The following is a 21,940-nucleotide window of genomic DNA, read 5'->3' as shown; positions in this document are numbered from 1 at the left end:
TCACCCCACCTTGGACTTGAGGTCGCTCGCCAGCCCGTCGAGCACGGATCCCGCGCTCTTGCCGCCGTAGATCTCCTGGAGGGCCGCCGCCCAGCTGGTGGTGGCGTCGAAGAACTGGGACTGCGGGGTGAACTGGATCTTCGTCTGGTCGACGACCGTCTCGAAGGTCTCGATGAAGCCGGGGAGGTGCCTCATCTTGTCCTTGTAGGCGGCGTCCTGGCTGACCGACTTCCGCACCGGGTCGATGTGGTTGTTGGTGATCGCGGCCTTGCGCAGGTGCTCCTTGCCCGTGGCCCACTGGAGGAACAGCCAACTGGCGCTTTTCTTCTTGCTCTTGGCGTTCATGCCGAGCGACCAGATCCACATGTTGGTGGCGAGGGAGCCGTCCGGGCCCTTCGGCCCCGGGTGGAAGGCGATCTTCCCGGAGGCGGGCGACGCGCCCTGCACGGCCTGGAAATAGGCGGCCGTGTCCGCGTCGAAGAGCATGCCCGCCTTCTTCGCGCCGAGATCGCTGGAGCACTGGTACCAGGTGTACGACGTCCACGAGGGCGGCCCGCCCTGCTTGACCATGCCCGCCCAGTCCCGGGTGAAGGCGACGGCCTCGGGGGTGTTCATGGCGGGAGTGAGCTTCCCGCCCTTGACCGTGAAGTCGTGCAGCCCGTTGCGGGCGTACATCGTCATGAACCCCGGGTGGATGGTGGCCCAGCTGCGTGAGCCGCGCACCGCGATCCCGTACATGCCGTCGAAGCCGGCGCCCGGCGCCTTCTTCTTGATCACCCCGGCGAGTTCGCGCAGCTCGTCGAAGGTCTCGGCGGGCTTCAGGCCCAGCTTTCCGAACACCTCGGTGTTGTAGGCGACGACGTTCGTCTCCCAGCCCCACGGCAGCGCGTACTGCCCGCCCCGCCCGAGCGGCGCGCCCGCCTTCAGGGACCACTGGTCGGCCTGGAGGAGGTTGGGGAAGAAGTCCGCCTGGTCCCATTCGGCGCCGGTGGCCGAGGAGTTGCGCATCCAGGGGCCGAGATCCTCCAGCCAGCCCGGCGGCCCGTACTGCCACACCATGTAGGCGCCCAGCATGAAGACGTCGTACGAGGCACGCCCGCTGGAGAGGTCCACGGTGAGCTTGTCGAAGTAGTTGTCCTCGGGGAAGACGTCGTACTCCACCTTGATGCCGGTCTTCGCGGTGAAGGACTTCAGGTCGGCGATCAGGGCGTCCGTGTACGGGTGCTTGTTCAGCAGCGCCTTGACGGTGGTGCCCTTCTCCCGCTTCCAGTCGAAGGCGCCCGTGACGTCGTCCGCGGCCGAGCCGCCGCCCTTGTCGTCGTTCCCGCCGAAGCCCGCGCCGCAGGCCGTGAGCAGCGGGGCCGCGACGGTGGCGGCGGTGAGGCCTGAGGTGAGGGCGAGGAAGCGTCGGCGGTCGTGCACGTGCCTGTCCATCCGTGACCTCCGTGGGGGTCGGGGCCGGTCGGGTTAACACGTCGAATCGACTCGATAACAGAGGGTGTAACGGAGAAAGAAGCCCGTCAATCCCTCGTGCGGGGTGAAATCTCAGTGCAGAGTGGGAAGTTCACAGGACAGGTCGCGATGTGTGGGAGGTCCGGATGGGCTCCGGGGCCGAGGCATGGCTGGGGATCGACCTGGGGACGCAGGGCGTACGCGCGCTGCTCGTGACGGCGGACGGCGCGGTCGTGGGCGGCGGCTCGGCCCCGCTGCGGCACGGGCGGCGCGAGGGGGTGCGGCACGAGCAGGAGCCGGGGGAGTGGTGGGAGGCGGTGTGCGCCGCGGTCCGGCAGGCGCTGCCGGCCGGGTGCCGGGTCGGCGGCCTTGCGGTGTGCGGGACCTCCGGGACCGTGCTGCTGACGGACACGGCCGGGCAGCCGCTCGGGCCCGCGTTGATGTACGACGACGGGCGGGCCGGGGCCGAGGCGGCGCGGCTGCGGATGGCCGGGCTCGCCGTCCAGGACAGCTGGGCGCTGCCGAAGGCGCTGTGGCTGCTCGCGAACGGGGGCTCCGCGAACGCGGGCTCCGCGAACGGGGGCTCCGGAAAGGTGGCCCACCAGCCGGACGTCATCACCGCACGCCTCGTCGGCCACCCCGTCCCCACCGACTCCAGCCACGCCCTCAAGACGGCGTACGACCTCCGGCGCGACGCCTGGCCGAAGATCCCCGGCGTTCCGGCGGACGCCCTCCCCGACGTCGTACGCCCCGGTACCCGGCTCGGCGAGGTCTGCCCGGCCGCCGCCGAGGCCACCGGCATTCCCGCCGGCACGCCCGTCATCGCGGGGATGACCGACGGGTGCGCGGCACAGATCGCCTCCGGGGCGCTGCGCCCGGGCGCCTGGAACTCGGTGCTGGGGACGACCCTGGTGCTCAAGGGCGCCGCAGCCGAGCCGGTCCACGACCCCGCCGGCGTGGTCTACAACCACCGTGCGCCGGACGGGGGCTGGCTGCCGGGCGGTGCCTCCAGCGCCGGCGCGGGGGTGCTGGCCGCGCGTTTCCCGGGCGCCGACCCGGCCGCCCTGGACGCCCGTGCCGCCGCCTTCGAGCCGTCGAACGCGGTCGCCTACCCGCTGGTCTCACCGGGCGAGCGGTTCCCGTTCCGCTCCTCGGCGGCCACCGCCCTCCTCCTCGGCGACCCGGTGTCGGACGCCGACCTGTGGGCCGCCCTGCTGCAGGGCGTGGGTTTCGTGGAGCGCCTCTGCCTGGACTACCTCCATCATCTCGGCGCCCCCCTCGACGGCCCCCTCACCTTTACCGGCGGAGCCGCCCGCAGCGCCTACTGGAACCAGCTCCGAGCCGACATCCTGGGCCGCCCGGCCCGCGTACCGCAACAGACCGAACCGGCCCTCGGCATGGCCGCGTTGGCCGCCTACGGCACCGGCGCCGCCCCCACCCTCGCCGACGCCGCCGACCGCATGGTCCACGTCCGCACGGTCGTCGAACCCCGCCCCGGCCGCACCGCCCGCTTCACCGAGCCGTACGCCCGCCTCCTCGACGGCCTCCAGGCACGAGGCTGGCTGCCCGGCCAGGTCGCCGCCCACGCCCGCGCCCGCCTCGCGGGGGATACTGCCGACTCATGAGCACCGCCCTCCTCCTCGCCCGGCACGGGCAGACCGTCTGGCACGCCGAGAACCGCTACGCCGGGATCAGCGACATCGCCCTCACCGACACCGGCCGGGCCCAGGCCGAGGCGCTCGGCCGGTGGGCCGCCGCCCACCCGGTCGACGCGATCGTCACCTCCCCCCTCTCCCGGGCGATCGTCACCGCCGACCCCGCCTGCCGCGCCCTCGGGCTCACCCCGCACCGCGAACCCGACCTGCGGGAATGCGACTTCGGGGTGCTGGAGGGCCGTACGCTGGCCGAATTCGCCGCCGAGCACCCCGACGCGGCCGACGCCTACCGCGCCGACCCCGTCGCCCACCCCTTCCCGGACGCCGAGGACCCCCTCGCGGCCACCGGCCGGGGCACCGCCGCCCTGCGCCGCATCGCCGCCGCGCACCCCGGCGGGCGCGTCCTCGTCGTCGCCCACAACACCCTGCTCCGGCTGGTGCTGTGCTCGCTGCTGGACATCCCGCTCGGCGCATACCGCCGGGTGTTCCCGCGCCTGCGGAACGCGGCGGTGAGCGAGGTCCGCATCGACGGCGACACCACGTCCCTGCTGTCGCTCAACCTGCCCTGCGAGCCGTAGTGGACAACGAGGGGCTCACGGCCGCCGCAGCAGCCCCCGCTCCATCGCCACCACCACCGCCCGCGTCCGGTCGTTCACGTCCAGCTTCGCGAACAGGCGCAGCAGATGCGTCTTCACGGTGGCCTCCGAGATGACCAGGCGGCGGCCGATCTCGGCGTTGGTCAGCCCGTCGGCGACCGCGCCCAGGACATCGGTCTCGCGGGCGGTCAGCGGCTCCTGCACCGGGCGCCGCATCCGCGCGACCAGCTTCTCCGCCACCCGGGGCGCAAGCACCGTCTCCCCGCGCGCCGCCGCCCGGATCGCGTCGGCCAGCTGCTCACGGGTGGTGTCCTTGAGCAGATAGCCGATGGCACCGGCCTCCACGCCCCGCTCCACGTCGGCGTCGGTGTCGTACGTCGTCAGGATCAGCACCCGGGTACGCGGATACCGGGCGACGATCTCGGTGGTCGTCGTCACCCCGTCCAGCACCGGCATCCGCAGGTCCACCAGTGCCACATCGGGATCGTGCCGGGCGACCAGGTCGAGGGCCGCACGGCCGTCGCCCGCCTCACCGACGATCTCGATGCCCGTCTCACCGTCGAGGAGCGCGATCACCCCTGCCCGCATCACCGTGTGGTCGTCCACCACGACGACCCGCAGCCTGTCCCCGCTCATGCCGCCCCCTCCCCGCCCGACGGCAGCACCGCCAGGATCCGTGTCCCGTCCCCGACCGAACTGGTCACCGTCAGCCGCCCGCCCAGCTCCGCCAGCCGCTTGCGCATCCCGTCCAGGCCGAAGCCCGTCGAGGCCTCCACCACGAACCCGGCGCCGTCGTCGGTGACTTCCAGCTCCACCCCGTCCGGCCGCCGGGCCAGCACCACGCCGACCGTGGAGGCTCGGGCGTGCTTGCGCACGTTGGCCAGGGACTCCTGGGTGCAGCGCAGCAACGCGATCCGGGTCTGCTGGTCGCAGTCGAGGTCGGCGAGCTCCGCGTCCACGGTGAGGCCGGTGTCCTCCGCGAACCGGTCCAGGATCCGGCGCAGCGTCTGCGCCACGGACCCGGCCGCGGCCCGCCCGCCGTGCTGCGCCGAGCCGACCAGCTCGCGTGCCTCGGCGAGGTTCTCGCGGGCCGTCGACTCGATGGAACGCAGCTGCCGGGCGGTGCGCTCGGGGTCGGTGGCGAGCCCGGAGCGGGCGGCCTCGGCGAGGACCACGATGGACGCGAAGCCCTGCGCGAGGGTGTCGTGGATCTCCCGTGCCATCCGCTCCCGCTCGTCCGCCGCGCCCTGCCGCAGGTGCGCCTCGGCCAACTCGGCCTGGGTACGCTCCAACTCGACGATCAGCCGGGCCCGTTCGGTGCTCTGCTCGACGACCGAGTGCGCCCACAGCCCGATCAGCGCCCCCACCGCGACCACGATCAGCGTGGACACCGCCGTCTCGCCGAAGAACTCCGCCGACCAGCCCTGCCGCACCCAACTGCCCGCGAGCGTGCCGGCGGTGGCCAGCCCCAGGAACCCCATCGACGCCCGCCGGGTCCGCCCGAACATCCAGTAGTGCGGCAGCGTCACCATGAACAGGGCCGCGTAGCTGGACCCCAGGTAGGCGAGGCCGCCGAGCGCGGCCACCAGCACCCCGAGGTAGCCGTGCGGCCGTACCACGGGGTTGGCCGGGAAGCGGTGCAGCACCGCGAAGCTCACCGCCACGCAGGCCAGCAGGGCGAGGGCCGCGTAGGTGTCCCGGTCGGACCCGCCGAGCGCCGCGACACCGACGGCCATCGCGGCGAACAGCACCCAGCACACCGCGTTCCACCGGCGCAGTGACACGGCCCAGAAGGCGTCGGCGGAGGGCGCGGCGAGAGCGGTCATACCGGTCAACGTACGTCGGCCAGCGCGCCGTTGGGGACGTGTTCCGGACGCGCGGCCGGCCGCGACGGCCACCAGCTGCGCTCGCCGAGCAGCAGCAGTGCCGCGGGCAGGATCAGGATCCGTACGACGAAGGCGTCCAGCAGGACGGCCGCCGCGAGCACGAAGCCGATCTGCTTCATCTCGATGATGTGCAGGAAGACGAAGCTCACGAAGACCGTCGTCATCACCACGGCCGCGCTGGTCACCACGCTCGCCGACCGGCGGATCCCGTCGAGCACCGCCTGCCGGGTCGGGGTGCCGGCGAGGACCGCCTCCCGGATCCGGCTCACCACGAACACCTGGTAGTCCATGGACAGTCCGAAGAGGATGACGAACAGGAACAGCGGCACGCGCGAGCCGATCGACCCGGTGGAGTGGAAGCCGAGCAGCCCTTCGGCCCAGGTGTGCTGGAAGACGAGGACGAGCAGTCCGAGCGCGGCCGCCGCCGACAGCAGGTTGAGGACGACACCGATCAGGCCGAGGACGACGGAACGGAACGCGTACACGGTCATCGCGAAGGTGACGAGCAGCAACGCGCCGAGCACGAGGGGCAGTTTGCCGTTCTGGTGGTCCGGATAGTCGGTGTAGCGGGCGACGTCGCCGGTCACGCCGTACTCGGCTCCGGTGATCCGGCCGACGGTGGCGGGCAGGTAGGTGTGGCGCAGGTGGTCCAGGGAGTCGTACGCCTGGGGGGAGTTGCCGAGGTACGGCACCCGTAGTTCGAGGGTGCTGGTGCGGTGGTCGGCGGAGGTGCGGATCCGGGACGCGCCGGTGAACAGCGGGTCGCCGGCGGCGCGGCGGACGAGGGCGCGCAGAGCTGCGGTGACGTCCCCTGACCGCTCCGGGGTGGCCCGTACGACGACCTGGTGGGTGACCCGGTGTGCGGGGAACGCCGCGTTGAGGCGGTCGTACACCCGCATCGCGGGGATCTCCCGGGAGTGCGTGTCCCGGCTCATCTCGGTGATCTTCAGGCCGCTCAGCGGGGCGGCGAGGGCGAGCAGTGCCAGGACCGGGACGCACAGCGCGGCCAGCGGATGCCGGGTGGCGGGCCGCAGCAGGGCCGACCAGAACCCGCCGCCGCCCTCACCCCGCAGCCGCCGGGCGGGCTTCCCACGCCCCGCCCGCCTCAGCGCCCGGCGCTCGGCGCGCCTGCCGAGCAGGACCAGCAGCGCGGGCAGCGCGGTCAGGGAGCTGGCCACCGCGACCAGGACGACCACGGCCGTGCCCGTGGCCAGCGAGGAGAAGATGACGTCCGAGGCCAGGTAGAGCGTGGCGGTGGACGCGACGACCGCGAGCCCGGAGACCACGACCGCCCGTCCGGAGGTGGCCGCCGCCAGCTCCACCAGCGCCTCGCTGCTCAACCGGCCGCCCGAGCGGGCCCGTTCCTCCCGTTCCCGCTTGAGGTAGAACAGCGTGTAGTCGACGCCGACCGCCAGCCCGATCATCAGGATCACGTTCGTGCCGACCCCCGCGTCGGGCGAGACGTGCGAGGCGACCATCGCCAGCCCGACGGCCGCCGCGATCGACGACAGCGCGAGCAGCAGCGGTACGGCGGCCATGGTGAGGGACCCGAACGCGACCAGCAGGGTGAGCAGGGTGACCGGCAGCGTGATCTTCTCGGAGAGGGCCAGGTCGTCGCCGCGCTGCTCGTCGACTCCCTTGCTGATGGAGGGACTTCCGGTCTCCTGGAGCAGCAGCTCGGGGTGGGCCCGCTGCACGGCCCCGGTCTGCGCGAGAAGGGCGCCGACCTTGTCCTTCGCGTCCCGTTCCTCGCCCTTGACGGACACCTCGACCATGAGGAGACGGCCGTTCGAGGACCGTACCGGGGCGGCCACGGACGCGACCTCGGGCAGCCGCTTCATCCGGGCGGCGAGGTCCCGTGCGGCGGTGTCGGCCCGCTCGCCCAGGGCGCCCGAGCGTGCCGAGATCAGCACCTGTTCGGTGGACAGCCGCTCCAGGTGCCCCTCGGCCGCCATCGCCTCGGCCCGGCCGGCCTCGCCGACCCGGTAGTCCGCCGTCGTCGCCCCGTGCGTGCCGACGGCTCCGCCGACGCCCAGGCACAGGGCCACGAACAGCAGCCAGCCGAGGACCGCCTTCCAGGGATGCCGCGCACTCCAGCTCGCTATGCGCACAGTGGGTGTTCTCATGCCCCAAAGCCTTGCGGTGCAAGGTGGTTGGCGGACACGGGTACCCGGTTGAATCTGGCGTCCACCGATCGGTGGACCCGGAAGGAGGGGAAAACCCCCGTGAGTCACGTCCTCACGGGGGTCTCCTTCTTTCCGCCCGCCGCCGTGAAGGGTGAGAAGACGATCACGAGGCGGGACGATCGGGGGGCGCCGTCAGGGCGTCAGGAGCAGGACGTCCGCGCGGGACTTCGCGGCCTCGTAGCGGCGGGCCACGTCCTGCCAGTTGACGACCTGCCACATGGCCTCGATGAAGTCGACCTTCTGGTTCTTGTACTGGAGGTAGAAGGCGTGCTCCCAGGCGTCGAAGACCAGGACCGGGACCGAGCCCTGGCCGACGTTGCCCTGGTGGTCGTAGACCTGCTCGACGACCAGCCGGCCGCTGAGCGGTTCATATGCCAGCACGCCCCAGCCGGAGCCCTGGGTGGTGGCCGCGGCCTTGGTGAGCTGGGCCTTGAAGCCGGCGAAGGAGCCGAAGGAGTCGGTGATCGCGTCGGCCAGCCCGCCCACGCCGTCCACCGCGAGGGGCTCGCCGCCGCCGTCCTTCGGGCCCGTCATGTTCTGCCAGTAAATGGAGTGCAGGATGTGGCCGGAGAGGTGGAAGGCCAGGTTCTTCTCCAGGCCGTTGATCGAGCCCCAGGTCTCCTCGTCCCGCGCCTCGGCCAGCTGCTCCAGCGTGTCGTTGGCGCCCTTGACGTAGGCCGCGTGGTGCTTGTCGTGGTGCAGCTCGATGATCTCGGGGCTGATCACGGGGGCGAGCGCGGAGTAGTCGTAGGGCAGGTCGGGCAGCGTGTAGACGGGCATGGGTGATCCCCTCGAAAGCTTATTGCAATTGGCTTGCAACTACACGCTAGCAACAAAAAGCCCCCGCGGGGCTGTCGCGGGGGCGTTTCGTGAAGGGGCGGAAGGTCAGGCCTTGGCGCCCCCGCGCTGCCAGGCGTAGCCGACCGCCGCCAGGAACAGCGTCATCCCGCCGGACGAGTACAGCTGCACCCGCGTGTCCGGCTCCCGGGCCATCAGGACGAACACCGCCGCCATACCGGCCAGCGCCACCCAGGTCAGCACCGGGAAGGCCCACATCCGTACGACCAGCTTCTCGGGGGCCTCCTGCTCCACGCGGCGGCGCAGCAGCAGCTGGGAGACGGCGATGAAGATCCAGACGATCAGGATGACCGCGCCGATCATGTTGAGCAGCCAGGGGAAGACGTCGTCCGGGCGCCAGTAGCTCAGCAGTACGCAGACGAAGCCGAAGGCGCAGGAGGTCAGCACGGCGACGCGCGGTACCCCGCCGGAGATCTTCGCCAGCACGCTCGGGCCCTGCCCGCGCCGCACCAGCGAATAGGCGATGCGCGAGGAACCGTAGATGTTGGCGTTCATGGCGGACAGCAGGGCCACCAGGACGACGACGTTCATCAGCTGCCCGGCGCCCGGGATGCCCAGATGGTCGAGCGCGGCGACGTACGGGCCCTTCTCCACGACCTCCCCGGAGTTCCAGGGGACGAGGGTGACGACGACGGCCATGGAGCCGATGTAGAACAGCGCGATGCGCCACATGGCCGTGCGGACCGCGCTCGCCACACCCCGCACCGGGTTCTCCGACTCGGCCGCCGCGATGGTGACGGTCTCCAGGCCGCCGTACGCGAAGACGGAGGCGAGCAGGCCGACGACCAGGCCTTCGCCGCCGTTCGGGAGGAAGTCGGTGAGGTGCGAGGAGCCGGGGGAGTCCGTGCCGGGCAGGACGCCGGCGATGGCCAGGACGCCCAGGACCAGGAAGAGGCTGATCGCGCCGACCTTAAGCGCGGCGAACCAGAACTCGAACTCGCCGAAGTTCTTCACGGCGGCCAGGTTCGTGCCGCAGAACACCACCATGAACAGCGCCACCCACGCCCACTCGGGCGTGCCCGGCAGCCAGCCGGTGACGATGTGCGCGGCGCCGATGCCCTCCAGGCCGACCGCCGTGCACAGCAGCACCCAGAAGGACCAGCCCGCGGCGAAGCCCGCCCACGGCCCGATCGCCCGCTCGGCGTGCGCGGAGAAGGAGCCCGAGGACGGGTACGCGGCCGACATCTCGCCGAGCATCCGCATCACCAGCATCACCAGGAGGCCGGAGAGGGTGTAGGCGATCACGATCGACGGTCCGGCGGCGGCGATCCCCGCGCCGGAGCCGACGAACAGGCCCGCCCCGATCACACCGCCGAGGGCGATCATCGACAGATGGCGCTGCTTGAGGCCGTGGGAGAGGGAGGCGTCCGGCTCCGGTGGAGCCTTGACGGTGGTGCTGGGCATGGCGCGGCTCGTCCCGTGCGAGAGATGGGCAAAAACGCCCACAGTGTGGGCGGCCCCTCCGCTCGCACGGAGAGACCGCCCATCATCCGGACGCCCGCCGCACGGGCCGTGTACGTACGGTTACGCGGCGGCCGGGGTGAGGACGGGCGTGTAGTGCGAGGCGTCGCCCTCGATGGAGTAGCTCTCCTTGCCCTCGATGCCGACCGGGATGTCACCGGCGACGGTCACCCGGTTCAGCCGGCGCGGCTGTCCGTCGTAGTTGTCGATGGCGTAGTGCTGGGTGATGCGGTTGTCGAAGAGGACCAGCTGGTTCGGCGACCAGCGCCAGCGCAGCACGTTCTCCGGGCGGGTGACGTACGCCTGGAGCAGGTCGAGGATCTTGCGGGACTCGCCGGTCGAGAGGCCGATGATCCGCTGTGCGAACCCGCCGATGAACAGTCCGCGTTCGCCGGTCAGCGGGTGCACGCGGACCACCGGGTGGGCGGTGCGGTACTTGATCGACGTGAACTGGGCGCGCTGGGCGGCCCTTTCCTCGTCGACGGCCTCGTCCGGTACCGCGTAGTCGTAGTCGTTGGTGTGCTCCGCCCACAGGGTGTCGGCCAGGCGGCGCAGCGGTTCGGGCAGGTCGCGGTAGGCGGCGGCCGAGCTGGCGATCAGGGTCTCGCCGCCGTACGGCGGGATCGTGATGGAGCGCAGGGTGCTGGCCTGCGGCGGGTTGAGGACGAAGGTGACGTCGGTGTGCCAGTGGTTGGCGCGGCCCCGCTCGCTGTCCACGGGCAGCACGTTCGGGGCGCCGTCGACCGCGCCGACCGTCGGGTGGGCGGTGGTCAGGTCGCCGAAGTGGCGGGCGAAGGCCTGCTGGCCGGCGTCGTCGAGGTGTACGTCGTCGAAGACCAGCGCTTTGTGGACATTGAGGGCCTCTCGGATCGCGTCGACGTCCTCCGGGGCGAGCGGCTGGGAGATGTCGACGCCGGAGACCTTCGCGCCGATGCGTGCGGTGACCTTGGTGATCTCGATGGACATGACGGGTCCTCTCAGACGGTGGCGAGTGCGGGAGTGGTGAGGTACTGGTTGGCGGGGCGGGGAAGGCCGTAGCGCTCCCGCAGGGTCTGGCGCGGCCCGTACTCCGCGCGGAGCAGCCCGCGGGTGCGCAGGATCGGGACGACGTGCTCGACGAACGCCTCAAGGCCTGAGGGCAGTACGGCGGGCATGATGTTGAAGCCGTCCGCGGCGCCCTGGGTGAACCAGCTCTCGATCTGGTCCGCGACCTGCTCGGGCGTGCCGGCGAAGGTGAGGTGCCCGCGCCCGCCGCCGAGCCGCCCGATGAGCTGCCGGACGGTGAGCCGTTCGCGCCGGGCCAGCTCCACCACGAGCGTGTAGCGGCTCTTGGCGCCCTCGATGGCGGACTCGTCAGGCAGATCGGCGGGCAGTCGCCCGTCCAGCTCCAGGGTGCCGGGCTCCAGTTGCAGCAGGCTCTCCAGGCGTGCCGTGCCGTGGTCGTACAGGATGTGGTCCTCGAGGACCCGCTCGTTCGCCCGTGCCTCCGCCTCGGTCGACCCGAGTACGGGGACGATGCCGGGCAGCACCTTGATGTGCTCGGGGTCTCTTCCGGCCTGTGCCGTAAGGGACTTCAGGTCGGCGTAGAAGCCTCGCGCGTCCTCGATGGTCTGCTGGGCGGTGAACACCGCCTCCGCGTACCGGGCGGCGAAGGCCTTGCCGTCCTCGCTCGACCCCGCCTGCACCAGCAGCGGGTAACCCTGCGGGGAGCGGGGGACGTTGAGGGCGCCCTCGACGCTGAAGTACGTGCCCTTGTGCCGGGGCGGGTGGATCTTGGTGTCGTCGCCCCAGACACCGGCCGCCTTGTCGGCGACGATCGCGTCGTCCTCCCAGCTGTCCCAGAGCTTGAGGGCGACGTCGAGGAACTCGGCGGCGCGGGCGTACCGCTCGGCGTGCGCGGGCTCGGCGTCGAGGCCGAAGTTGCGGGCGGCCTCGGCACCGGCGGTGGTGACGATGTTCCAGCCGGCCCGGCCGCCGCTGATGATGTCGAGCGAGGCGAACTTGCGGGCCAGGTTGTAGGGGGAGTTGTAGGAGGTGGAGGCGGTGGCGATCAGGCCGATGTGCTCGGTGGCCGTCGCCAGCGCGGTGAGCAGGGTGAGCGGTTCCAGGGCGCCGGCCGGGCGCTGGGCGAGGTTGCCCCACAGCTGGGGGCCGTCGGCGAGGAACAGCGAGTCGAAGGTGCCGCGTTCGGCGATACGGGCCAGCTCGACGTAGTGGCTCAGCTTGACATGGGCGTACGGGTCGCTCTCCGGGAGCCGCCAGGACGCCTCGTGGTGGCCGGTGTTCATGAGGAACGCGTTGAGGTGGAGTTGCCGGGGCATGGGTGTCCTTTGCTACGGACAGAGGGGAGGACTTGTGGGCGCCGGTGGGCATCATTCAGCCCGTCCGGCGTTTGAGGACGAGGCCCGTTCAGGGCCGAAGCGGGGGTCTGGGGGCGGCAGCCCCCAGGGACGGCGACGACAGCCGACGGTCACCCGGCGTCCTCCGTCACGCCCAGCGCGGCGAGCAGCCGCTCGCGGTATTCGCCGAGCACGGGCTCCCGGTAGGAGCGCGGGTGCGGGTGGTCGATGGTGAAGTCGAGGCCGATGCGGCCCTGGTCCAGGACGAGGACCCGGTCGGCGAGCACGATCGCCTCGTCCACGTCGTGGGTGACGAGCAGCACGGAGGGCCGGTGGCGCTTCCACAGCTCACGCAGCAGGTTGTGCATCCTGATCCGGGTGAGCGCGTCCAGCGCGCCGAACGGCTCGTCCGCCAGCAGGAGTTCGGGCTCGCGGACCAGCGAGCGGGCGAGGGCCGCGCGCTGGGCCTCGCCGCCGGACAGCTCGCCGGGCCAGGCCCGCTCGCGGCCCCCCAGGCCCACCTCTTCGAGGGCGGCCCGGCCGCGTTCCTCGGCGTCCTTGCCGTCGGTGCCGAGCAGGACGTTGTCCAGGACCCGGCGCCACGGCAGCAGCCGGGAGTCCTGGAAGACCACGGACACCCGCTCGGGCGCGGTGAGCTGCCCGCTGCCCTCGACGCCGTGGTCCAGGCCCGCGACCGCCCGCAGCAGCGTCGACTTGCCCGAGCCGCTGTGCCCGAGCAGGGCGGTGAACTGCCCGGCGGGCAGGTCGAGGTCGATGCCGTCGAGGACCGTACGGCCCGCGAAGGACCGGGTCAGGCCCCGCAGCTGGACGGCGGGACGGGTCAGCTGCTCAGTGTGCGTCGCCACGACAGCACCCTCCGTTCGACGATACGGACCACGCTGTCGGAGACCAGGCCGAAGACGCCGTAGATCAGCAGGCCGACGAGGATGACGTCGGTCTGGCCGTAGTTCTGGGCCTGGAACATCATGTAGCCGAGCCCGCTGGTGGCGTTGATCTGCTCCAGCACCACCAGGCCGAGCCAGGACCCGGTGACGCCGAGCCGGAGTCCCACGAAGAATCCGGGCAGCGCCCCGGGGATGACGATCTGCCGGATGAACGCCAGCCTCGACAGGCCCTGCACCTCGGCGAGTTCGACGAACCGGCTGTCGATGCCGGCGAGCGCGGCATGCGTGTTGAGGTAGATCGGTATGTAGACGACGATCGCGATGATGGCGATCTTGAAGGTCTCGCCGATGCCCAGCCAGAGGATGAACAGCGGGATCAGACCGAGGGTCGGGATCGCCCGGTTGAGCTGCACGGTCCCGTCGATCAGGGCTTCCCCGGCCCGGCTGAGCCCCGAGGCGAGCGCCAGGACGATTCCGGCGGTCAGGCCGATCGCGAAGCCGTATCCGGCCCGGCGCAGGGAGGTCAGCACGTCGGTGGGGAGGGTGCCGTCGGTCCACAGGTGGCCGGTGGTCCGCAGGACCGTCCAGGGCGCCGGGATCGCGTTGGTGTCGAGGGTTCCGGCGGCGGAGGCGACGGCCCAGAGGGCGACGAGGACGGCGGGGCCGATCAGCCTGGCGGCGGGGAGGCTCTTGCCGGGGGCGAGCCGGCGGCGCCGGCGTACCCGGTGGGCCCCGTCCTCGACTGCGGCGACGGTGGTCTCGTTCACCGTGGTGGTCACGGCGCTCACCTCCGGTACTCCGCGGGTACGGCCTTGGCCGCGATGCCCTCGAAGCGGTGGTCGAAGAGCGTGGAGACGTCGAACTTCTTCACGAAGCCGCCCTCGGCGAGCAGATCGGCGGTCTCCTGCTCCCACTTGACCGCCTCGTCCCAGCTGGGCGGGAACAGCGGCTTGTTGGCGAGATCGCTGATCGACTTGGCCTGGTCGAGGGTCAGGTTCTGCGTCTTGACGTAGAACTCCTGGTTCCAGACGTCCGGGTGCTCGTACTGCCACACCTGGCCCTTGGCCCACTGCGGGATGTACGCGGCGATCGCGGCGGCCTTCGCCGGGTCGTTCAGCACGGACTGCGGTGCCCACAGCAGGTTGAGCAGGTCGACGACGTCGGTCTTGACGACGCGGGCGCCCTTCCCGCCGTACTGCTTGAGGTACGCGGGCGCCTGGCTGTTGGCGAGCGGGGCGATGTCCACCTGCCCGGACTGCAGGGCGGTGAGGAACTGGTTGCTGGTCAGCGGGACCAGCTTCACGTCGTCGTACTTCAGGCCCGCCTTCTTCAGCGCCCGCAGCAGCACGACCCCCTGGGCCTGGCCCTGCGAGAAGGCCAGTTTCTTCCCCTTGAAGTCCTCGACCGTGTGGATGTCGCTGCCGGGCTTGGTGGCGAAGAGGTAGTTGGGCTTGCGGGTGAGGTCGATCGCCACGATCTTCGCGTCGAAGCCCTGGTAGTGCGCCTGGATCGGCGGGATGCCCGCGTTGTTGGAGACGTCCAGGGACTTCGCGCGGAAGGCGTTGATGACGTCCGGGCCGGCGCCGATGTTCACCCAGCTCGACACCGTGAACGGCAGCCTGGGCAGCTTCGCCAGCTTGAACTGCAGCTGCTGGACGTTCTGGTACGAGGCGATCTTCAGGCTGGTGCCGGCCGGGACCTTGTGGGCGAGCGGCTTGGTGGAGGCGCCCTCGGTGTCGGCCGCGGCACTGCTGCCCGCGCAGCCGCTCAGCCCGGCGGCCGCCGCGGTGGCGCCCAGCAGGGAGGTGAGAAACAGACGGCGGTCAAAGCCGGAAACGGGCGGAGAAGACATGGGAGTGCTCCCTGAGTTGTTGTGCGCAGTCAGATGGCGCAGTCAGATGGGAAAGCATGCGGAATTCCGGGCGGCAGAAGGCCCAGGAAGGGGAATTCACGCAGGGGAGATACGCGCTTCACGGCGCGTCAACACGTCAGCAACAAAGGGCGCGACAGGTCATGACCAGGATGTTCCCCGCCATGAGCGCCCCCTGTCAACATTCGGAGTTTCTGAATTAACTAGCTTCAGGTGACGCGCTCAGCGGATCCCGATAGAGAACGTCGAGAACCACGGAACCGCCCGCCACGGCCAGCACACTGTCGGAAAAACTCGTCGCGAAAACATCGCCGGCACGATCCGCCCCGACCGCCTCGCGCAATGCGCTCAGGCAGTCCTCGCGGTGCATGACACCCACCTCGGTCACCACCACCGTCTCCGGGTTGAGCACGTCCAGCAGCAGCCGCGCGGCCCGCCCGATCATCGTGGCCCGCTCCACGAGCAGCCGGACGGCCACCGCGTCCCCGGCGGCCGCCGCACCGACCACGTGCATCGGGTTCACCCCCTCGACGACCCCGGCCTCCCGGGCGCGGCGGCACAACGTCCGCTCGCTCAGCTCCACCTGGAGGCAGCCGGTGCGCCCGCACGCGCAGGGCTCGGTGCCGCCCGGCACCGGCAGATGGGCGATCGCGCCCGCCTGCGAACGCGGCCCGTAGTGCACCGCGTCATGGGTGGCGAAGGCCGCGTCGACCACATTGCCGACGAACAGGTGCAGCACGCTCGCGCTGCCCCGCGCCCGCCCGAACAGCCGCTCCCCGTTGACCAACGCCCGTGCGTGCCCGTCGACATGGACGGGCAGCCCGGTGTGCGCGCCGAGCACTTCCCGCACCGGCACGTCCCGCCAGCCCAGCAGCGGATGCTCCACGATGGTTCCGGAGTCCGGGTCCACCCAGCCCCCGGCGGCCACCCCGACCCCCAGGGGCCTGGCGCCCGGCATCCCGGCGAGCAGCGCCGCCAGCCCGTCGGCGGCCCGCACCAGCACCCGGCCCGGGTCGGTGCGTTCGTGCTTCAACTCCCGCCGGGCCAGCACCCGCCCGCGCAGGTCCAGCAGGGCGACCGTGGTGTAGGGCACGGCGATGTGCACCCCGCCGACCACGAACCGCGAGTCGTCCAGGTCGACGGGCACATGGGGCCTGCCGACCCCGTTCGACCGGCGGGGCGCGGCGGCCTCGCGGATCAGCCCGAGTTCGGTGAAGCGGGCGCAGTAGTCGGTCACGGACGCCGGGGACAGTCCGGTCAGCCGGGCGATGGTGCTGCGGGCCACCGGCCCGTGCTCCAGCACGGACCGCAGCACGACGCTGGCACTGGTGCGCCGGCGGTCGCTGTCGGCGGCGCGGGGGACGGGGGAGGGGCGGGGAGAGGGGCGGGGGCCGGGGGAGGCAAGGGTGGATGCCGCGGTACGGGGCATGGGAAACCGTCCTTATGGAACGGGGCCGACACGTCTCGGGATCGAGGCGCGCCGAGTCCGCTCCGCCCGCCTCACATCGGACGGCGACAGGTGGCCGTGCCCTGGCGTCGCAGGTCGACATAGCGACGCGACGTGAAGTACCGGGCCTGGGCAACCATGGCTGGAAGGGTAGGGCAGGAAGGGTGAATCCGACCAGTCCACTAGGATTCATTTAGTGGGATCCCACAGTCTCCCGACGGTCCGCCAGGTGAGTGAAACGCCCCTGCCTCAGTGACCGGTATCACGCCGTACCCGGTGTAACCACCATCCTTTGTCAGGAGCCCACCAAGACCGCGTTCCAGTCTTTGTCGAGCGCTGACGGTGATCGACTCGAGGCCACCGGGATAGCGTCACGGTGTTCCCACCTGTCCACACCTCTCGCGGAGTCCCCATGAGCACCGCCACCGCCACCGCTCGCCCCGGTGCAGTCCTCGCCGACCTCCTGCCCGCGTCGCGCGTCCGCGACGCCGCGCTCGTGCTGGGCGGTGCCGCGCTCACCGGCCTCGCGGCCCAGCTGGCCGTCCCGGTGCCCGGTTCCCCGGTGCCGGTGACCGGGCAGACCTTCGCCGCCCTGCTGGTCGGCACCACCCTCGGCGCCCGCCGCGGCTTCCTCTCCCTCGCGCTGTACGCGCTCGCGGGCGTGGCCGGCGTGCCCTGGTTCGCGGACGGCACCTCCGGCTCCGGCGCGGTGTCCTTCGGCTACGTCCTCGGCATGCTGCTCGCCTCCGCGCTCGTCGGCGCGCTGGCCCGCCGCGGCGCGGACCGCAACGCCTGGCGCATGGCCGGCACGATGATCCTGGGCGAGGCCGTCATCTACGCCGTCGGCGTGCCCTACCTGGCCTACGCCGCCGACCTCTCGGCGTCCGCCGCGATCGCCGCCGGCCTCACCCCGTTCCTGCTCGGCGACGCCCTGAAGGCCGCCCTGGCGATGGGCCTGCTGCCCACCGCCTGGAGGCTCGTCAAGCGCTGAGGCCGCGAGGGACCCGCACGCACTGCACGGCCGTATCACCGGACGGAATCCGTCCGGTGATACGGCCGTTCGTGTGCGACTTCCGGTTCAGCCCTGAGGCCGGCGCCGCGCCCACCACATCCCGGCCGCACCGGCCGCGATCAGGGCGCCGCCGGCCGCGCCGAGCGGCAGGGCGTCAGGCCCCGCCCCGGTTTTGGGCAGTTGGTCGCCGGCCGGGCCCACCGGCTTGTTGTCGGTGCCGAGCAGCAGCGGGGTTGCCGGGGCGTTCGGCGACGGGTTGGCCGTCCCGAACGGCACCGGTCCCTGCTGCCAGAAGGTCTTCTTCCCGTCGGCGGACTGCACCGGCAGACAGATCTTCCCCGCCTTCCCCAGGTCGTACGTGGCGTCGACCGCGTACGACTTCGACTTGCCGGCGGCGAGCGAGCCGACCGGGCAGCTGAAACCGCTGTTCGAACCTTTCGGCAGGTCCTTTTTCGCGATCGCCGAGCAGCCCTTGACGTCGTTGACCTTCAGGCCGTCGAAACCGACCACCAAAAGCCTGATGTCCGAGCTGTCCTTGCTTCCGCCGTTCTTCACCGTGGCGGTGATCGCCGTCTTTTGCGAGCTGTTGTCGACGGAGATCCGCGACGGCAGCGTGGTGCTCAGCTTCACACCCGCCGGCGCCTCGTCAACGGCCTTTCCCCCCTTGCCGCTTGCCGGTCCCTGATCGTCCGCGACGGCCGAGCACGGAAGCAGCAGCACGGCCGAAAAAGATGCCGTGAGCAGCGATCCCGTGATGGTCGCCATCCGACGAGAACTCATGTTCGTCCCCCTTGGAGCCCCCTGGACTGCGCCTGAATTCGCAGTACTTGAAGAGGTACCACAAGATTTCTCCGCACTATGCTGGTACGACATGAAGTGTGACCATTGTGTTTCAGCTGGGGCGGTCGTTGAGGGGGGTGCGGCGGATTGCCGGGTAATGCGGGAAATCCGGGAAGTGCGGGAAATTCGGGAACGACGGGAAATGCGGGGAACGGTGGTGTTCCCGGGCTGTTGGTGACGGGGCGTTACCGGCTGGTCGAGAGCATCGGTCAGGGGGGAATGGGGCGGGTGTGGCGGGCCGCCGACGAAATACTCGACCGGCAGGTCGCGGTCAAGGAAATGCGGATCGACGGACTCGACGCGGAGGACGCCCGCACCCGCCGCGAACGCACACTGCGCGAGGCGCGGGCCACGGCCCGGATCGACCACCCCAATGTCGTACGCGTCTACGACGTCGTCGACGAGGGTGAACGCCTGTGGATCGTCATGGAGTTGATCGCCGGACGCTCGCTGGAACAGATCATGGTGACCGAGGGCCCGCTCGGCCCGCCCGAGGCGGCGCGGATCGGGCTGGGCCTGGTGGCGGCGCTGCGGCAGGTGCACGCCGGGGGCGTGCTGCACCGGGACATCAAACCGGGGAACGTCCTCGTCGAGGCCGCCGGCCAGCGGGTCGTCCTGACCGACTTCGGTATCGCGGCCATCCAGGACGCCAAGGCGCTCACGATGGTCGGCATGCTGGTCGGCTCCCCCGACTACATGGCGCCCGAGCGTATCTCCGGCCGCCGTCAGGGGCCGCCCTCCGACGTGTGGTCCCTGGGCGCCACCCTCTGCGCGGCCCTGGCCGGCCGCTCCCCCTTCTCCCGCGACACGACCCTCGCCACCCTGCACGCCGTCCTCTACGAGGAACCCGAACTCCCGCCCGAAGCGGGCCCGTTGCGCGACATCCTGGCCGCCCTCCTGGAAAAGGAACCCTCGACCAGGCCGGACCTGACCGAGATCGAGGCGGCCCTGCGCGCGGTGGCGTCCTCGGACCCGGACCCGGCGCCGACGCCCCAGGTGAGGGCGGGCCCGGGGGCGTCCGGGGCCGAGGCCCCCGGAGAGCGGCCCACGCTGGCGTTCCTGGCGGTGGCGGGGCCGCGCCCGGCCCGGGATCCCCGCGTGCCGGAGCCGGAGATCGTTCCCGAGCCCGAGCCCGAGCCCGCTCTCGCGACCGAGCCGACTCCCGCGACCGAGCCCGTCCGCAGCGCCGTACCGTCCGAGGCGGAGACCGAGTGCCGTCCGCTCGCCGGTCCCCAGGGCCCGGCCGGCACCCGTACCGCGGGCCGGCCCCCCGGTGAACGACCCGCGACCGCCCCGGGCCAAGGCCACCACCGCACCGCTCTGCTCGCCGCCCTCGGCGCGGTGGCCGCCGCCGCGGTGGCGGGGATCCTGCTCGCCACATCGCCCGGCGGCCCGGACGGCGGCGGTGCGCGGACGAAGCCCTCGCCCGTCACCTCGACCCCAGCCGCTTCCACCACCCCGAGCAGCCCGTCTCCCACCGTGGCGGGCACCTCCCGTCCCCAGAGCCTGCCGCCGGGCGCGCACCGGGAGGCGGGCGGGTACGCCTGGCGGACACCGGACGGCTGGCGGCGGGACGTGAAGACCGGCGCCGAGGTGCACTACACCTCGCCCGACGGCCGCCAGGAACTGGTCGCCAAGTCCTCCCTGGCCCACGGCGACCTCATGGACACCTGGCGCGCCTCGGAGCGCGACGCCCGGCAGGGCCGGGACTACGCGAAGATCCGCCTGGCGGAGACGACCTTCGACGGCCACCCCGCGGTGGTCTGGGAGTACACCTTCACGCTCAAGGGCGTCGCCTGGCATGCCCAGTTGCTCGGGTTCGACGCGAACGGCAAGTCGTACCAGGTCAGCACCTGGTACCAGCCGGAGACCGAGGCCCAGGCGCTGGAGACGTACGACAAGGTCAAGCAGAGCTTCACGGTCCTGTGAACGCACGAGGGGAGGAAGGCCCGCGGGCCTCCCTCCCCTGGAGCGCTGGAGATCAGACGGACACCTTGTCGGCATCCGCCTCGACGGCCGCCACGGGCCGGCGGTCCGCGAAGAACTTCTCCTTCACCACGGCGATCACGATCACCACCGCCGCGACCAGCAGCGACAGCAGCACGGTCTCGCGGCCGTCGTGCTCGGTGTCGGTCAGCATGTAGCCGAGGACGAACACGATCAGCGCGGCCGTCGCCCAGGTCAGGTACGGGTACAGCCACATCTTCACGACGAGCTTCTCCGGCGTCTCCCGCTGGATGATCCGCCGCATGCGCAGTTGCGAGAAGCAGATGACCAGCCAGACGAACAGGGCCACCGCGCCACTGGAGTTGACCAGGAAGAGGAAGACCGAGTCCGGGAACTTGTAGTTGAAGAAGACGGCGACGAAGCCGAAGACGACGGAGGCGACGATCGCGGCCATCGGCACACCACGGGACGTCGTACGGGCGAACGCCTTGGGCGCGTCACCGCGCTGGCCGAGCGAGAACGCCATGCGGGAGGCCGTGTACAGACCGGAGTTGAGACAGGACAGCACCGACGTCAGCACGATGAAGTTCATGATCTCGCCGGCGTGCGCGATGCCGAGGGAGTCCAGGGCGGCGACGTAGGAGCCCTTCTCCTTGATCGACGGGTCGTTCCAGGGAAGGAGGGAGACGACGACGAGGATCGAGCCCAGGTAGAAGACGCCGATACGCCAGATGATGCTGTTCGTCGACTTGGTCACCGCGCGCTGCGGGTCCTCGGACTCACCGGCCGCCAGGGTCGCGATCTCGCTGCCCATGAAGGAGAAGACGACCAGGAGCACACCGGTGAGGATCGAACCGGGGCCGTGCGGCAGGAAGCCGCCGTCGGAGCTCAGGTTGCCGAAGCTCGCCTTGTCGGCGTGTACGCCCGGCAGCACGCCGAAGATGGCGAGCAGGCCGACGACGATGAACGCGCCGATCGCCACGACCTTGATGCCGGCGAACCAGAACTCGAACTCGCCGTAGGAGCCGACGGAGACCAGGTTGGTGGCGGTGAGCACGGCCATCACGATGAGTGCCCAGCCCCACTGCGGGACGGCGGGGATCCATCCCTCGAGGATCGTGGCGCCGGCGGTGGCCTCCACGGCCAGCACCACCACCCAGAAGAACCAGTACAGCCAGCCGATGGAGAACCCGGCCCAGCGGCCCAGCGCCCGGTCGGCGTGCGCGGAGAAGGAGCCGGAGGTGGGGTTGGCGGCGGACATCTCACCCAGCATCCGCATCACCAGCACCACGAGCGTGCCGACGAGGGCGTAGGAGAGAAGGATGCCGGGGCCCGCGGTGGCGATACCGGAGCTGGAGCCTACGAACAGTCCGGCACCGATCACGCCGCCAATGGCGATCATGGTCAGATGCCGGTTCTTGAGTCCTGCCTGAAGTCCGGAACCAGGGGTCATGGACGGATTTCCTTTGCGCCGGTGGAGCGGATT

At 71.3% G+C, this 21,940-nt stretch carries 18 protein-coding genes; 4 read left to right on the top strand and 14 right to left on the bottom strand.

Annotation, left to right across the window (positions count from 1 at the left end):
- Positions 1-1,434 (bottom strand): sugar ABC transporter substrate-binding protein, encoded by a 1,434-nt coding sequence (locus tag ACH45E_RS34290; protein WP_361453347.1) that lies wholly within the window; start codon positions 1,432-1,434, stop codon positions 1-3.
- 164 nt (positions 1,435-1,598) lie between these two features.
- On the opposite strand from ACH45E_RS34290, the gene ACH45E_RS34285 reads away from it, so the two are divergent.
- Both ACH45E_RS34285 and ACH45E_RS34280 read left to right on the top strand, forming a co-directional pair.
- Positions 1,599-3,077 (top strand): FGGY family carbohydrate kinase, encoded by a 1,479-nt coding sequence (locus tag ACH45E_RS34285; protein WP_361453350.1) that lies wholly within the window; start codon positions 1,599-1,601, stop codon positions 3,075-3,077.
- Complete coding sequence (locus tag ACH45E_RS34280; protein ID WP_361453353.1) at positions 3,074-3,685, top strand: histidine phosphatase family protein; 612 nt, start codon at positions 3,074-3,076, stop codon at positions 3,683-3,685. Before ACH45E_RS34285 ends, ACH45E_RS34280 begins: the two co-directional genes overlap by 4 nt.
- Before the next feature lie 15 nt (positions 3,686-3,700).
- Here the strand turns inward: ACH45E_RS34280 and ACH45E_RS34275 are convergent, their stop codons facing one another.
- The 11 genes from ACH45E_RS34275 to ACH45E_RS34225 all read right to left on the bottom strand — a co-directional run bounded on the left by ACH45E_RS34275 (position 3,701) and on the right by ACH45E_RS34225 (position 16,637).
- Entirely contained in the window at positions 3,701-4,339 is a 639-nt protein-coding gene (locus ACH45E_RS34275; protein ID WP_361453356.1) for a response regulator transcription factor, read from the bottom strand.
- Positions 4,336-5,529, bottom strand: coding sequence for a sensor histidine kinase (locus ACH45E_RS34270; RefSeq protein ID WP_361453359.1), 1,194 nt, complete (start codon positions 5,527-5,529; stop codon positions 4,336-4,338). Before ACH45E_RS34270 ends, ACH45E_RS34275 begins: the two co-directional genes overlap by 4 nt.
- A 5-nt stretch (positions 5,530-5,534) precedes the next feature.
- A complete protein-coding gene (locus ACH45E_RS34265; protein WP_361453362.1) occupies positions 5,535-7,715 on the bottom strand; it encodes an MMPL family transporter in 2,181 nt (726 codons plus the stop codon).
- Positions 7,716-7,907: 192 nt separating this feature from the next.
- The gene (locus tag ACH45E_RS34260) at positions 7,908-8,555 is read right to left on the bottom strand and encodes a superoxide dismutase (protein WP_361453365.1); all 648 of its coding nucleotides are present in this window, start codon (positions 8,553-8,555) and stop codon (positions 7,908-7,910) included.
- 105 nt (positions 8,556-8,660) lie between these two features.
- Positions 8,661-10,037 (bottom strand): amino acid permease, encoded by a 1,377-nt coding sequence (locus tag ACH45E_RS34255; RefSeq protein WP_361453368.1) that lies wholly within the window; start codon positions 10,035-10,037, stop codon positions 8,661-8,663.
- A gap of 120 nt (positions 10,038-10,157) precedes the next feature.
- On the bottom strand, positions 10,158-11,060 hold the full coding sequence (locus ACH45E_RS34250) for a TauD/TfdA family dioxygenase (protein ID WP_361453371.1): 903 nt from the start codon (positions 11,058-11,060) through the stop codon (positions 10,158-10,160).
- Positions 11,061-11,071: 11 nt separating this feature from the next.
- Positions 11,072-12,415, bottom strand: a complete 1,344-nt coding sequence (locus ACH45E_RS34245) for an LLM class flavin-dependent oxidoreductase (protein ID WP_361453374.1) — start codon at positions 12,413-12,415, stop codon at positions 11,072-11,074.
- Positions 12,416-12,564: 149 nt separating this feature from the next.
- Positions 12,565-13,299 (bottom strand): ABC transporter ATP-binding protein, encoded by a 735-nt coding sequence (locus tag ACH45E_RS34240; protein ID WP_361453377.1) that lies wholly within the window; start codon positions 13,297-13,299, stop codon positions 12,565-12,567.
- On the bottom strand, positions 13,275-14,126 hold the full coding sequence (locus ACH45E_RS34235; protein ID WP_399042136.1) for an ABC transporter permease: 852 nt from the start codon (positions 14,124-14,126) through the stop codon (positions 13,275-13,277). The genes ACH45E_RS34240 and ACH45E_RS34235 overlap by 25 nt, the downstream gene beginning before the upstream one ends.
- Positions 14,123-15,190, bottom strand: coding sequence for an ABC transporter substrate-binding protein (locus tag ACH45E_RS34230; protein ID WP_361453380.1), 1,068 nt, complete (start codon positions 15,188-15,190; stop codon positions 14,123-14,125). The genes ACH45E_RS34235 and ACH45E_RS34230 overlap by 4 nt, the downstream gene beginning before the upstream one ends.
- 217 nt (positions 15,191-15,407) lie before the next feature.
- Complete coding sequence (locus ACH45E_RS34225; RefSeq protein WP_361453383.1) at positions 15,408-16,637, bottom strand: ROK family protein; 1,230 nt, start codon at positions 16,635-16,637, stop codon at positions 15,408-15,410.
- Positions 16,638-17,067: 430 nt separating this feature from the next.
- On the opposite strand from ACH45E_RS34225, the gene ACH45E_RS34220 reads away from it, so the two are divergent.
- Positions 17,068-17,646 carry a biotin transporter BioY gene (locus ACH45E_RS34220; protein WP_361453386.1) on the top strand — a complete coding sequence of 193 codons (579 nt, stop codon included), beginning with the start codon at positions 17,068-17,070 and terminating at the stop codon, positions 17,644-17,646.
- An 87-nt stretch (positions 17,647-17,733) separates the two neighbouring features.
- Here ACH45E_RS34220 and ACH45E_RS34215 read toward each other — a convergent pair whose 3' ends face one another.
- Positions 17,734-18,447 (bottom strand): hypothetical protein, encoded by a 714-nt coding sequence (locus ACH45E_RS34215; RefSeq protein WP_361453389.1) that lies wholly within the window; start codon positions 18,445-18,447, stop codon positions 17,734-17,736.
- Positions 18,448-18,681: 234 nt separating this feature from the next.
- Here ACH45E_RS34215 and ACH45E_RS34210 point away from each other — a divergent pair, with 234 nt between their 5' ends.
- Positions 18,682-20,436, top strand: a complete 1,755-nt coding sequence (locus ACH45E_RS34210) for a protein kinase (protein ID WP_361453422.1) — start codon at positions 18,682-18,684, stop codon at positions 20,434-20,436.
- 52 nt (positions 20,437-20,488) lie between these two features.
- Here ACH45E_RS34210 and ACH45E_RS34205 read toward each other — a convergent pair whose 3' ends face one another.
- A complete protein-coding gene (locus tag ACH45E_RS34205) occupies positions 20,489-21,907 on the bottom strand; it encodes an amino acid permease (protein ID WP_361453392.1) in 1,419 nt (472 codons plus the stop codon).
- Positions 21,908-21,940: the final 33 nt, after the last annotated feature.

Origin of the sequence: Streptomyces sp. NPDC020299 (assembly GCF_044387825.1) — a bacterium.
Lineage (GTDB): Bacteria > Actinomycetota > Actinomycetes > Streptomycetales > Streptomycetaceae > Streptomyces.
The sequence above is the reverse complement of the archived record's forward strand: the minus strand, read 5'-3'. Positions and strand labels throughout refer to the sequence as shown.

Coding starts and splice junctions, on each gene's coding strand:
- ACH45E_RS34290 (WP_361453347.1), bottom strand. CDS start 1,434: ATGGACAGGCACGTGCACGACCGCCGACGCTTCCTCGCCCTCACCTCA.
- ACH45E_RS34285 (WP_361453350.1), top strand. CDS start 1,599: ATGGGCTCCGGGGCCGAGGCATGGCTGGGGATCGACCTGGGGACGCAG.
- ACH45E_RS34280 (WP_361453353.1), top strand. CDS start 3,074: ATGAGCACCGCCCTCCTCCTCGCCCGGCACGGGCAGACCGTCTGGCAC.
- ACH45E_RS34275 (WP_361453356.1), bottom strand. CDS start 4,339: ATGAGCGGGGACAGGCTGCGGGTCGTCGTGGTGGACGACCACACGGTG.
- ACH45E_RS34270 (WP_361453359.1), bottom strand. CDS start 5,529: ATGACCGCTCTCGCCGCGCCCTCCGCCGACGCCTTCTGGGCCGTGTCA.
- ACH45E_RS34265 (WP_361453362.1), bottom strand. CDS start 7,715: ATGAGAACACCCACTGTGCGCATAGCGAGCTGGAGTGCGCGGCATCCC.
- ACH45E_RS34260 (WP_361453365.1), bottom strand. CDS start 8,555: ATGCCCGTCTACACGCTGCCCGACCTGCCCTACGACTACTCCGCGCTC.
- ACH45E_RS34255 (WP_361453368.1), bottom strand. CDS start 10,037: ATGCCCAGCACCACCGTCAAGGCTCCACCGGAGCCGGACGCCTCCCTC.
- ACH45E_RS34250 (WP_361453371.1), bottom strand. CDS start 11,060: ATGTCCATCGAGATCACCAAGGTCACCGCACGCATCGGCGCGAAGGTC.
- ACH45E_RS34245 (WP_361453374.1), bottom strand. CDS start 12,415: ATGCCCCGGCAACTCCACCTCAACGCGTTCCTCATGAACACCGGCCAC.
- ACH45E_RS34230 (WP_361453380.1), bottom strand. CDS start 15,190: ATGTCTTCTCCGCCCGTTTCCGGCTTTGACCGCCGTCTGTTTCTCACC.
- ACH45E_RS34225 (WP_361453383.1), bottom strand. CDS start 16,637: ATGCCCCGTACCGCGGCATCCACCCTTGCCTCCCCCGGCCCCCGCCCC.
- ACH45E_RS34220 (WP_361453386.1), top strand. CDS start 17,068: ATGAGCACCGCCACCGCCACCGCTCGCCCCGGTGCAGTCCTCGCCGAC.
- ACH45E_RS34215 (WP_361453389.1), bottom strand. CDS start 18,447: ATGAGTTCTCGTCGGATGGCGACCATCACGGGATCGCTGCTCACGGCA.
- ACH45E_RS34205 (WP_361453392.1), bottom strand. CDS start 21,907: ATGACCCCTGGTTCCGGACTTCAGGCAGGACTCAAGAACCGGCATCTG.